Genomic DNA, 13,021 nt, shown 5'->3' with positions numbered 1-13,021 from the left:
AGTAAAATGACTTTAGCTTGTACAAAGACATTATTAGTTAAAGCAAGAAAAGGAGGCTATGCATTACCAGCCTTTAATATAACTGATATGCAGAGCATTCAAACGGTAGTTGGAATTTGTCAGAAGGAAAAGGCACCCTGCTTAATAGAGGCTGGTGAAAAAACTATAAAAATATATGGAGCTGATTATATAGCTGCTATTGCTAAAGTCGCTGCAAGAAATGCGACAGTTCCAGTGGCTCTTCATCTAGATCATGGATATGAATTTGAATCTTTTATTCAAGCGATTAGAGAGGGCTTTTCCTCAGTTATGATTGATGCTTCTAAAGAATCCTTTGATGAAAATGTAAAGAAAACTAAAGAAATTGTAAAAATTGCCCATGGCTGTGGAGTTTCAGTGGAAGCAGAACTAGGTCATGTGGGACAGGGAATCCATGATGAAACAGATAATAGAAAATTTTATACTGATCCAGATAAGGCAGCTAAATTTGTCCAGCTTACCAATATAGATGCTTTAGCTGTTGCAATAGGCACTGCCCATGGACGTTATAAATATGAGCCTAAATTGGATTTGCAAAGGCTTGAAGAAATAAGCAAAAAAGTACCTATACCTTTAGTTTTACACGGTTCTTCCGGAACACCAGGGGTAGAAAAAACTCCTCCATTGGGAATAGCAAAGGTCAATATTTTTACAGATATACAAATTCCAATAGTAGAAAAGGCTAAAGAAATATTGGATAATAATCCTTTAGAAAAATTAAAGGCTGCAACAATATGGAAGCCTGCCAATGAAGCAGCAATTCCTGTAATAAGAAATTATATAAAAATTCTAGGTGCATCAGGGAAAGCTTAAGGAGGAGATATAATGGAAAACTATAAAATAGCTAAAATAAAAGGAGAAAATAATATTGAACTTTGTGATTGGAAAATGCCTAAATTACATCCTGATGAAATAAAGGTTAAAATTTCTGCTTGTGCCATTTGCACTTCAGATCAAGGAATTTATAGGGGAGCCCGTGGTGATAAATATCCCAATTATCCTGGCCATGAAGTAGTAGGAATTGTAGAAGAAATAGGTATGTTAGCAGCCACTGAGGCAAAGGTAGGGGATAAGGTCGTTGTTTGCCGTATGAACAGGTGCGGCCAATGTCCTCCATGTAGAAGGGGAGATGACAATCGCTGTATAAAGATGAGCACTTTACATAGAAAGGGACGACCGGCAGGACCGGGGGGATTTGCTCAGTATCTTATTGTTCCAGATTATCAGGTTTTTAAATTAAGTGCAGATGCAGATATGATAGCTTCTTCTCTTATTGAGCCCGTTGCCTGTTGTATTGGAAGTGTTGATAAAGCAAATATACAACTGGGTGATAAGGTGCTTGTAATTGGTGCTGGTATAATGGGACTTATCCATGGGGAAATCTTACGTTTAAGGGGTGCAAAGGTTGCAATTTCTGAGATGGATGAAAAAAGACGTAAAATAGCAGAAGATTTTGCCGATTGGGTAATAAATCCAAAAGAAAATATGGAATCTACCATAAAGGAAATTACAGATGGATATGGTTTTGATAGTGTATTTGTTACAGCAGGGGCACCTAAGCTTGTTCCCACTTTATTTAAATATTTATCTGGTGGAGCTGATATAGTAATTTACACTTCCTATTATCAAAAGGAAGGGGCAAAGACATTAATAGACTTAAATGATTTACATTATAAGGAATATAGGCTGGTAGGTACTATAAGTCCAACTAAATATGACTTTGCAAGGGCGGTTTCCATAGTAAATAATAAGAGTATTGATTTAAAGAAGTTTATAAGAACAACGGTACCCTTTGAAGATATTTCTAAAGCCTTTGATATGGCCATAGAACCTGGAAGTTACAGAATTGTTGTAACTATGTGATTAATAGGAGGATATATATTATGTTTGCTGTAATTCTTATTGGACATGGAGAATTTTCCACTGGACTTAAAAATGCCGCAGAGATGATCTTAGGAGAACAGGAAAAGCTGGTAGCTGTTCCACTATTACCTATAGATAGTCCTGAAGTTTATCTTGAAAAATTAAGAGAAGCAGTAAAACCCTATGAAGAATTTGTAATATTGGCTGACCTTAAAGGAGGTACACCTGCCAATTTAGCCTCTTTCTTGGTAAAGAATAAAAATTGTAAATGTATAACAGGAGCAAATTTACCTATGCTTTTAGAAATTCTTGGGAGCCGTCTTAGCGGTATGACTATTGAAAATTCAATTTCCGGGGCAATTAAAATAGGAAATACTGGTATTTTTGAAATAAATAGTGATAATATGTAAATAGACAGGAGGTAAAATTATGTTGGATATAGTTTTTGTTAGAATCGATGATCGGCTGATCCATGGTCAAGTGGTTACAGGATGGATGCGTCAAACATTGGCAAATCGAATTGTTATTGTTGATGATTTGGTTGCTAAGGATCCCTTTATGTTAAAGATATTAAAAATGGCTGCTCCACCAAAGGTTGCCGTTAATGCATATACCCTTGAAGACGGCATAAAACTTTTAAAGGGAGAGCCAAAGTCTCCAAATGAAAAAGTGCTTGTTCTTGCAAAAACTCCCGATGTAATATTAGCTTTAGTAGAAGCCGGTGTTGATATAAAGTATTTAAATGTAGGTGGTATGGGATCAAAACCCGGCAGGAAAAAATTATTTAGAAACATACAAGCTTCTCCAGAAGAAATAGAAGTTTTTAAGAAGCTGTCAGAATTGGGAGTTAAGGTGGAATTTAGAGTTATAGTTTCAAATAAAGGAGTTTCCCTAGAGGATGTTTTAAGTGGAAAGAAAAAATAGATAAAAAATATTTCCACTGGCAAAGGAGGGCTAGTAATAATGTCAAAAATAGAGGCCAGCATAGAGGTAATAGTTCAAGTGGCAGAGCTTTATTATGAAATGGGAAAAACTCAGCAGGAAATAGCTGATAAATTGAATTATTCTAGACCTATGATTTCAAAGCTATTATCAAATGCTCATGATTTAGGAATTGTTTCGATTAGTATTAAAAATCCCAATACAGAAGCTGAAAAATTATCAAGTCAGATGGAAGAAATTTTTTCTTTCAAGGATAAACCCCTTAAGGTAATTGTTGTTCCCTCATCTAGTGAAACTGAATTGACCTTAAACAGAGTATATAAGGCAGGGGCTAATTATTTAGAAACTAATCTTTGTGATAATGAAATAATAGGAATTGGTCGAGGAGCTTCTGTTTACGGAGTAGTAAATAATTTATCAGGTAATAAGCGAACAGGAATGGAAATAGTTCCACTAGCCGGGGGTTTGGGAAATATAGATTCTATTTATCAAGTAAATGAAACAGCTAGAAAAGCAGCCTGTAGTTTAGGTGGTATTTGCCATTATGTTTATTCTCCTGTCTATTTAGGCAATAAGGCTACAAAGGATGCTATATTATCGGATCCTGAATTAAAACCAACCTTTGATTTATGGAACAGACTAGATTGGGCGGTAGTTGGTATAGGAGCTATTTTTCAATATAGTAACAGTTATTATAAGGATTTAGTACTAAAGGCCGAGGCAGAAACTAAGCAAAAAGTAGTTGCTGATTTGTGTATTAATTTAATAGATCCCTTTGGAAATCCTGTTGAATTTCAAGATCGAGTAGTTGCTATAAACTTGTCTCAACTTAGAAAAACCAAAAAAGTAATGGCAATAGCATCAGGAACATACAAATCAGAAGGAATTTTAGCTTGTATAAAGGGTAATTGGATAGATGTTTTAGTAACCGATGAGTATACTGCCTTTGATTTGATTAAAAACTATAAAAAATAAAGAAAAACATTGCCTTAAAATACAAAAACGGATTCTCCAGAATCCGTTTTTGTGAATAATTTTATCTGTCAAAACTGAAACATATTAGGGTTATTAAATATGACGGATAATGTCAATTAGAAGGAGAATTTTAAATGGAGGAAATAATCCTATCGTTTTGGATTAAATATATTTAAGGTTTTAGGAGGTTTAAAATGCTGACAGAAATAAGAAAAGAAAAACTGATAGATTTATGTCAAAATCTAATAAAAAGACCCAGTGTTTCTGGTCAAGAGAACAAGGTGGCTGAGTATATTAAAAAGATTTTTAAAGAATTCAAATTTGATGATTTTTTTGTAGATAGTTACGGGAATATAATTGGGCATATCAGGGGAAAAGGTGAAGGTAAGGCTATTCTCTTTGATGGACATTTGGACCATGTACCTGTAAGCGATGAAGAAAAATGGAAATTTCCTCCCTTTGGAGGAGAAATATCAAAGGGAAGAATTTATGGCCGTGGTGCTTCGGATATGAAGGGCCAGGTCAGTGCCATGATAGCTGCAGCAGCTTATTTTGCAGAGGATACTAATAGAGAATTTGATGGAGATATCTATATAGCGGGAGTTGTCCATGAAGAATTATTTGAAGGAATAGCATCGAGAAAAATCAGTGATGCCGTAAATCCTGATTACGTAGTAATAGGAGAAGCTTCAGAATTAAATTTAAAGATAGGACAAAGGGGGAGGGCAGAAATTGTAATAGAAGTATTTGGTAAGCCAGCCCATTCTGCTAATCCGGAAAAAGGTGTCAATTCAGTCTACAAAATGTCTAATATCATACAAAAAATTCAAGAATTTAACCCGAATTTTCAAGAAGGATTAGGAGAAGGAATTTTAGTCCTTACTGATATTAAGTCTTCTCCATATCCTGGAGCCTCGGTTGTACCAGAATATTGCAAGGCCACCTTTGACAGAAGATTGTTGATGGGAGAAACAAAGGAATCGGTTTTAAAATCAATAAAGGAAGTTTTAGATGAAATGATGAAGGCGGATCCTCAGTTAGATGCCAAGGTTTCCTATGCAATGGGAAGTGAAATTTGTTATACAGGAGAGACAATTACAGGAGAAAGGTTTTTCCCAGGATGGCTCTTCAGTGAAGACGATGAGTTTGTAAAAGCTGCATATAAAGGATTAAAGGAAGTAGGTCTTGACCCTAAAATAACCCATTATTCTTTTTGTACCAATGGCAGTCACTATGCAGGAGAAAATAAAATAAAGACAATTGGATTTGGTCCATCTCAGGAGAATTTAGCCCATACAATTGATGAATATATAGAGATTGAACAATTGTATAAAGGTGCTAAAGGATATTATGGAATATTAAAGTCTGTTTTTGGAATATAAAAAATATTTAAAAATTTACTTGAATCCTTTTAAAATACTCTAACATAGGGGGTGGCTAGATGAACGTAGTATTAATTATAAATAATAAAAAAAGAAAAGTAGATGTTAAACCTGATGAATTTTTACTTGATACTCTAAGAAAAATTGGATATACAAGTGTCCGAAGGGGATGTGATACTTCTTCCTGTGGGTTATGCACCATATGGGTCGATGGCAAGGCTGTGTTGTCTTGTACTTATCTTACTGTACGGGCAGTGGGGAAAAGTATAACTACTTTAGAAGGAGTTAGGGAAGAAGCTAAAGAATTTACTGGTTTTTTAGCAGATGAAGGAGCAGATCAATGCGGATACTGTGCTCCTGGATTTATAATGACGGTACTTGCTATGGAAAAGGAATTAGACAATCCTGGGGATGAAGAAATATATCATTATTTAAATGGTAATCTCTGTAGATGCACAGGATATAAGGGACAGATTAGAGCTATTAGGAAGTATTTAGAATCTAAGGCACAAAGAGGTGAAAAAAGATGATTAATATAAAGGAATATATTGCACCTGAAAGTATAGAAAAAGCATATGAGGTTTTAATGTCCAGAAGTAATAATTTAATATTAGGAGGATGCGGATTCATAAAATTAGATTGTAAAAGCATTGATACAGCCATAGATTTATGTAATTTGTCCCTAGACTATATTATAGAAAATGAAAAGGAAATATTAATAGGAGCAGACACAAGTTTAAGAGAGCTGGAAATTAATAATATTATAAAGAACTATTGTGGTGGAGTTATTAGTAGTGGAGTTTCTTATATTGGAGGAGTACAGCTTAGAAATATGGCAAGGGTAGGTGCCAGTGTGTTTTCTAGATATGGATTTTCTGATCTGCTGCCGCCCTTATTGGTTTTAGAGGCAAGGGTAAGGCTTTATAGAGGCGGAATAATAAATTTAAAGGAGTTCTTAGACAAGGAATATGAAAGGGATATACTATTAGAAATTATATTACCTAAAAAAGAGGGAGTAGCTGTATTTGATTGCTTAAGAAAAACCTCTGGGGATTTTTCTATAATAAACGGAGCTATGTTTAAAGGTAAGGATGGAGATTATAAAATTGCAATTGGCTCAAGACCTGAAAGGGCGAAGTTAGCCGTAAAGGCTTCAGAAGCCTTAAAGGATGGGATAAATATAGATAGAGCCTTAGATATGGCGGCTAAAGAATTGGATTTTGGAACTAATATAAGGGGGAGCAAGGAATATAGAGAGGATATGTGCAGGGTTTTAGTAAAAAGGATGTATGACAGGGTAGGTGATTACTGTGATAGGTAGGAAGATGAAAAAAATCGATAGTGAAGCAATATTAAGTGGACAGCCAATATATACCGATGATTTAATTTTTCATCAGGATACTTTAACTATTAAGCTTTTAAGAAGTCCCCATGCCTTTGCAAAAATAAAAAGTATAGATATTGAAAAAGCAAAGAAAGTAGAAGGGGTTTTAGATATATATACATACAGGGATGTTCCCCAAATCAGATATTCAGAATCGGGAGAGTCTTATCCCGATCCAACCCCCTATGATAGAATGCTTTTGGAACCTACCCTTAGATACGTAGGAGATGAGGTTGCAATAATAGCTGCCGATGATGAATTATCTGCCAAAAAGGCAATGAAATTAATAGAGGTTGAATATGAAGTTTTAGAGCCGGTGCTGGATTTAACTAAAGCAGAGGGACATAGCTCCATATTACATCCAGAGGATGATATATTCTGTCCTTTTGATTTTGGATTCCATGGAAAGAAAAATATTGTTTCAAGATTTCAGATGGGAAAGGGAGATGTTGAAAAAGAATTTAATGATTGTGATGTCATAATGGAAAGATCCTACCAAACCCAGGCGCAAGCCCATTGTATGATGGAAACCCATAGGGCCTATGGATATATTGATTCAAATGGAAGAATTGTTGTAATATCATCTAATCAATCGGCCTATCATATGAGAAGACAGAGTGCTAGGGCAATTGGTCTTCCTGTTTCAAAATTGAGGTTCATAAAGCCAAGAATTGGAGGAGGTTTTGGAGGCAAAAACGTTGCCTTAGCAGAGCCCTATGTTGCCTTTGTTACTTGGAAAACCAAAAGGCCATCTAAGCTTGTTTATACAAGACAAGAAACCTTTGCAGCTTCTACCAGCAGGCATCAAATGAAATTTGATATGAAAATTGGCTCCGATAAAAATGGAAATATTAAGGCTATAGATATTAAAAGTATAAATAATACAGGAGCCTATGGGGCTAATGGAGTTGTGGTAACCATGGAAGCAGCCCAAAATGTACTGCCTATATATAATAAAGTTCCTGCCATAAGATATAAGGGAAAAACTGTATATACTAATGTTTTATCGGCTGGGCCCCTTAGGGGGTATGGTGCAACCCAGGGGACCTTTGTTACAGATTCTATAATCAATGAGTTAGCCAATGAGCTTAAAATGGATCCTACCGAGGTAAAGCTTAAAAACACAATAAGAAAAGGAGCTAAAGGGGGAATATTAAAAAGCTCTATTAAAAGCTTAAATATAGAGAAATGTATTGAAAGGGGAAAAAAATTAATAGGATGGAATGAAAAATATCCAAGAAAGGAAATTTCTACAAATAAAATAAGATCTGTTGGAATGAGTATAGCTATCCATGGTTCAGGAATTGCTAATATTGATTCTGCTGCGGTAACCCTTCGTATGGTAGAAGATGGTACATATATATTATTAACGGGTTCATCGGATTTAGGAACCGGGTCAGACACGGTTTTAGCTCAAATTACTGCTAAGTCATTAAATACAACTATGGATAAGGTTACTATCTATTCTGGGGACACAGATGCATGCCCCTATGATACAGGGGCCTATGCTTCATGTACAACCTATTTAACAGGCAATGCAATTGTAAGGGCCTCTAAGGAATTAAGAGATAAAATCTTAAAAAAAGCGGAAAAGAAGCTCAATATACCATCTTTATTTTTAGAATTACAGGAGGATAGGGTATGTCACATAGAAGATGAAAGTATATACGTACTTTTAAGGACCCTAGGAGAAGAATCTGTGGTTGGGCCTGGTAGTGAAGTGCTAATGGCTAATGCAACCTATGGAATGACAGAAAGTCCTAGACCATTCATTGTGGGATTTGTTGAAATAGAGCTAGATAAAAGTACAGGAGAAGTTAAGGTTATTAATTACGTTGCGGTTGTTGATTGTGGTACTGTTATTAATCCAAATTTAGCTAGAATTCAAGTAGAGGGAGGGATAACCCAGGGAATAGGCCTGGCACTGTATGAAGAAGTAAAATATTCTGACACAGGGAAATTATTAACCGATAGCTTTCTTCGCTATAATGTTCCTTCAAAGAAGGATATAGGTAATATAATAGTAGATTTTCAATCGGATTATGAACCTACAGGTCCCTTTGGAGCAAAATCCATAGGAGAAGTAGTAATACACACTCCTTCTCCTGCCATAGCAAATGCAATTTATAATGCTGCTGGAGTATATATTAGGGAGCTTCCCATGACTTCAGAAAAAATTTACATGGCTATGAAAAGACTGAGAGAGGAAAAGTCTTAGGAGGTAAAGATGTTTATAGTTAAGGGTAAATATTTGATATCATCGGCAGAAAAGGTTTATATGAATCATGCTTTAGTAGTAGATAAAGAAAATATAATAGAAATATTATCTAATGAAGAAGTAGAAAAGAAGTATTCCAATGCTAAAATCATCGATAAATCCAATTGTATTCTTATGCCTGGCTTTATAAATGCCCATATGCATCAATATGGTATTCTCTCCAGAGGCATTCCTATTAATGTGGAATTTAAAAACTTTGAAGAATTTTTATTGGATTACTGGTGGCCCTTTATTGAAAATAGAATCGGATTAAAGGAGGTAAAGGCCACGGCTAGGGCTTCTGCTATAGAACTTATAGAATCAGGAGTCATAGGTTTTTGTGATACCCTGGAAGCTCCAAATACTAAGGAAGGTACACTGATAGAGCAGGCTAGGATATTAGAAAAGATAGGAATGAAGGCAATCATTTCATTGGAAAGCTGTGAGAGGATAAGTCATGAAAATGGAATGAAATGTCTAAATGAAAATGAAGACTTCATAGAATGGAGCAGGGAAAACAGCAGGTTAATAGGTGGAATGATGTGTACCCATACTACTTTTACTTGTTCCCATGGATTTTTGAGGCTTGCAAGGGAAAGGGCCAAGAAATTAAGGGTATTATGGCAATTTCATTTATCAGAAAGTATATATGAAGTAAAGAAATCTTTAGAAAATCATAATAAATTTCCTGTAGAATATTTGGATGATCTTGAACTATTGGATAATTCTGTCTTAGCTTCTCAATGCGTTAAGATAAATGAAAGGGAAATTGAAATTTTAAGAGAAAGGGATGTTAAGGTAGTTCATATGCCCCTGAGCAATTGTGAAGTTGGTGGGGGCTTCGCTCCAATACCAAAGCTTTTAAAGGAAGGGGTAAAGGTGGCCCTGGGGACCGATGGATATATAAATGATTTTTTCACCTTGATGAAGTCTGCATTTTTATTACATAAAGCCACTATGGAAGATGCTTCTGTTATGCCGGCTAAAACCGTATTTAGAATGGCCACAGAATATGGAGCTAAGGTACTTGGGTGGAATGACACAGGAAGGTTGGTACCTAAAGGCAAAGGAGATTTTATAATAATGGAAGACAATTTTAAAACCCCAGTTACTTTAGACAATATATTTGATCAAATAGTGGTACAGGGAAAGAAAGAATTTATAGATAGCCTTTATATAAATGGAAAACCAGTTTTAGAAAATAAAATATTAAAAACTATAGATAAAGAAGAAGTTTTTAAAGATATGAGGAATATAGCAGAGGAATTTTGGAATTGTTCTAAATTTAAATTATGAACTTATCTTATGTAATTTATCCATTTTACCTGTTAGGAGGTTATGAAATGTACAATTTACTTGGTATTGAACTAAAGTCTCCTATTATAATAGGCTCAGGACCTTTATCCTATAATGCCCAGGCTATAAAGAAATTATTTGATGCAGGGGCAGGGGCAGTAGTAACAAAAACTATTAGAAGGGAAAAAGCAATAAATCCAGCCCCTCATATGGCTTTAACCACAAATAATTCCCTTATAAATAATGAAAAGTGGACTGACGTTAATCCAGAAACATGGATTAATAGGGAAATCCCAAAATTAAAGGATATGGGAGTTGTAACCATAGTTTCAATTGGACACACTTTAGAGGAAAGCAGTGAATTAGTTGAAAAGATAGAGAAAGCCGGGGCAAATATAATAGAATTGGTATCCTATGATTATAAGGATCTTATTCCCATGGTTAAGGATACTAAAAAAAGAGTAGATATTCCAGTGATAGTAAAACTTCCTCCAAGGATTGATGATATTGGTAACTTTTCTAGAAAATTAGAAAAAGCTGGAGCAGATGCTATTACCGCCTGTGACTCAGTTGGGCCAGCTTTTCGTATTAATATAGAAACAGGAAAGCCCCTTCTTGGGGGAAATGGTTTTGGATGGTTATCGGGAGAAGTGATAAAGCCAATTATTTTACACAAAATATATGAAATAAAGAAAAAAGTCAATATACCAATAATTGGTCTTGGAGGATGTATGACTGGAGCTGATGCAGTGGAAATGATAATGGCAGGAGCTAATTTTATAGGCATTTGTACAGCCCCTATTTTAAAGGGAGAAAATATAATAAATAAAATATATAGGGATTGCTTAGCTCATCTTGAAAGACTCGGATATGAATCCATAGATGAGGCCCTGGGAATAGTCCAGAAAAACCTAGGAAAATCAAATGAAAGAACAAAATTTCAATTTGTATATCATGAAGATAAATGTACAGGATGTAAGTTATGTGAAAAAGTTTGTGGCTACGGGGCAAGAAAATTGAAAGATACCATGGAATTTGATGAAGATGAATGTAGATATTGTGGCCTTTGCATATCTATATGTCCTACAAAGGCTTTGAAAGCAATAGAATTAGAAAATTCATATGAAGAAACTTTATGATTATAATTTCCCTACAATTAAGTGAGCAAATTGCATAATTACCTTCCAAAAAGATTATCTACTACATATAGTTTTAAAATCTTCAAAGCCATACCATATATATTATGCAACCCAGCCAAATTAGAGTTATGCAATTTCCTCAAGTAAAAGTTGGTGAATAAATGAAAATTTTAATAAGGAATGGATTAATAGCAGATGGCAGCTTAAATAAGCCCTTTAAAGGAGATATATTAATTGAAGATGATAAAATTAAAAAAATTGGAGCCTTAGATGAAGGGGCAGAGAAAATAATAGATGCTAGGAACAAGGTAGTTTCCCCTGGATTTATAGATACCCACAGCCATTCTGATCTTTCAATTCTTCTTAATCCCTATAATGAAATAAAGATCAGGCAGGGAGTAACAACTGAAATATTAGGTCAGGATGGCATATCAATGGCACCCCTTCCAAGGAAATATATATCTTCCTGGCGAAAGATAAATTCAGCCTTTAATGGAGATAGTGAGGATATAAATTGGGAATATAAAACTACTGAAAACTATTTAAATATGATGGAAAAAAGAGGAGTTGGGTTAAATCAGGGATATTTAGTTCCCCACGGTAATATTAGATTAGAGGCTATTGGGCTGGAAAATAAGAAGGCCAGTAAAAAAGAGATAGAAAAAATGGTTCAAATAACAAAGAGGGAAATGGAAGGAGGAGCCCTTGGGCTCTCTACAGGTCTTATTTATTTTCCCTGTGCTTATGGCGATACAAAGGAATTAATTGAGCTTTGTAAGGTGGTGGCTGAATTTCATGGTATATTTGCAGTCCATCAAAGGTCCGAAGCCAATGATATTATAGAATCTATGAAAGAAATTTTAACTATAGGGAGAGAATCAGGGGTGAAAATCCATTTTTCCCATTTTAAAGTATGTGGAAAAAATAATTGGAAATATATAGATGAGATCTTTGAATTACTAGAAAAGGCTAAGGATGAAGCTATTAAAGTTTCCTTTGACCAATATCCCTATGTGGCTGGAAGTACTAGTTTAGGTGTAATATTACCTCCCTGGGTCCATGAAGGAGGGAGGATGAAGCTGTTAGAAAGGCTGGAAAGTAAACTAAATAGAGAAAGAATTATAAATGATATAGAAACTGGTCTTCCAGGCTGGGATAATTTTATAGAGTTTGCAGGACCTGATAAAATATTTATAACTTCAGTAAAAACTAAAAAAAATAAGGATATAATAGGAAAAAATCTTATTGACCTTGGTAAATTAAGGGGAAAGGACTCCTATAATGCTGTTTTGGATCTTATTTATGAAGAAGAAAATTTAGTGGAGATGGTGGATTTCTATGGATTGGAGGAGCATATTATAAAATTTTTAAAAAGGCCTGAGCAAAATATTTGTACTGACGGAATGCTTTCTGATAGCCCTCATCCAAGATTATATGGCTCCTTTCCCAGGATTTTAGAAAGGTATGTAAGAAAGGAAAAAGTATTATCCCTGGAGGAAGCCATATATAAAATGACAAAGAAAGCAGCTGAAACCTTTAAGCTCGATAATAGAGGGGAAATAAGAGAAGGGTATTTTGCGGATATTGTTATATTTGATTTAGGAAAAATAAAGGAAAAGGGAAATTTTATAATGCCTAAAGAATATCCTGAAGGAATTGATTATGTGATTATAAATGGAAATATAGTTTTAGAAAATAAAAAATATAATAAAATTTTAGCAGGGAGGGTTGTAAGGGGGTAAGG

At 34.7% G+C, this 13,021-nt stretch carries 12 protein-coding genes; all 12 read left to right on the top strand.

Going from position 1 to position 13,021, the window contains the following annotated elements:
* Positions 1–6: 6 nt before the first annotated feature.
* Complete coding sequence (locus tag B5X81_RS11245) at positions 7–852, top strand: class II fructose-bisphosphate aldolase (RefSeq protein ID WP_079491809.1); 846 nt, start codon at positions 7–9, stop codon at positions 850–852.
* 12 nt (positions 853–864) lie between these two features.
* A complete protein-coding gene (locus B5X81_RS11240; RefSeq protein ID WP_079491808.1) occupies positions 865–1,902 on the top strand; it encodes a zinc-dependent alcohol dehydrogenase in 1,038 nt (345 codons plus the stop codon).
* 20 nt (positions 1,903–1,922) lie between these two features.
* Complete coding sequence (locus tag B5X81_RS11235) at positions 1,923–2,312, top strand: PTS sugar transporter subunit IIA (RefSeq protein ID WP_079491807.1); 390 nt, start codon at positions 1,923–1,925, stop codon at positions 2,310–2,312.
* 19 nt (positions 2,313–2,331) lie between these two features.
* Positions 2,332–2,826 carry a PTS system mannose/fructose/N-acetylgalactosamine-transporter subunit IIB gene (locus tag B5X81_RS11230; RefSeq protein ID WP_079491805.1) on the top strand — a complete coding sequence of 165 codons (495 nt, stop codon included), beginning with the start codon at positions 2,332–2,334 and terminating at the stop codon, positions 2,824–2,826.
* Between the two features lie 39 nt (positions 2,827–2,865).
* The gene (locus tag B5X81_RS11225) at positions 2,866–3,819 is read left to right on the top strand and encodes a sugar-binding transcriptional regulator (RefSeq protein ID WP_079491804.1); all 954 of its coding nucleotides are present in this window, start codon (positions 2,866–2,868) and stop codon (positions 3,817–3,819) included.
* A gap of 194 nt (positions 3,820–4,013) precedes the next feature.
* Positions 4,014–5,201, top strand: a complete 1,188-nt coding sequence (locus B5X81_RS11220; RefSeq protein WP_079491802.1) for a YgeY family selenium metabolism-linked hydrolase — start codon at positions 4,014–4,016, stop codon at positions 5,199–5,201.
* A 59-nt stretch (positions 5,202–5,260) separates the two neighbouring features.
* Entirely contained in the window at positions 5,261–5,731 is a 471-nt protein-coding gene (locus B5X81_RS11215) for a (2Fe-2S)-binding protein (protein WP_079491801.1), read from the top strand.
* Positions 5,728–6,522: an FAD binding domain-containing protein gene (locus B5X81_RS11210; RefSeq protein WP_079491799.1), complete on the top strand. Its 795-nt coding sequence runs from the start codon at positions 5,728–5,730 to the stop codon at positions 6,520–6,522. The genes B5X81_RS11215 and B5X81_RS11210 overlap by 4 nt, the downstream gene beginning before the upstream one ends.
* Before the next feature lie 4 nt (positions 6,523–6,526).
* On the top strand, positions 6,527–8,803 hold the full coding sequence (locus B5X81_RS11205) for a xanthine dehydrogenase family protein molybdopterin-binding subunit (protein ID WP_244282069.1): 2,277 nt from the start codon (positions 6,527–6,529) through the stop codon (positions 8,801–8,803).
* A 9-nt stretch (positions 8,804–8,812) separates the two neighbouring features.
* Entirely contained in the window at positions 8,813–10,138 is a 1,326-nt protein-coding gene (locus tag B5X81_RS11200) for an amidohydrolase family protein (protein WP_079491798.1), read from the top strand.
* 47 nt (positions 10,139–10,185) lie between these two features.
* A complete protein-coding gene (locus tag B5X81_RS11195; RefSeq protein ID WP_079491796.1) occupies positions 10,186–11,277 on the top strand; it encodes a 4Fe-4S binding protein in 1,092 nt (363 codons plus the stop codon).
* A 161-nt stretch (positions 11,278–11,438) separates the two neighbouring features.
* Positions 11,439–13,019 (top strand): N-acyl-D-amino-acid deacylase family protein, encoded by a 1,581-nt coding sequence (locus tag B5X81_RS11190; RefSeq protein WP_079491795.1) that lies wholly within the window; start codon positions 11,439–11,441, stop codon positions 13,017–13,019.
* Positions 13,020–13,021: the final 2 nt, after the last annotated feature.

The organism is Maledivibacter halophilus (assembly GCF_900167445.1).
In the GTDB taxonomy this organism is placed as follows: domain Bacteria; phylum Bacillota; class Clostridia; order Peptostreptococcales; family Caminicellaceae; genus Maledivibacter; species Maledivibacter halophilus.
Note: the sequence above shows the minus strand (reverse complement) of the source record. Positions and strands in the feature narration are given on the sequence as shown.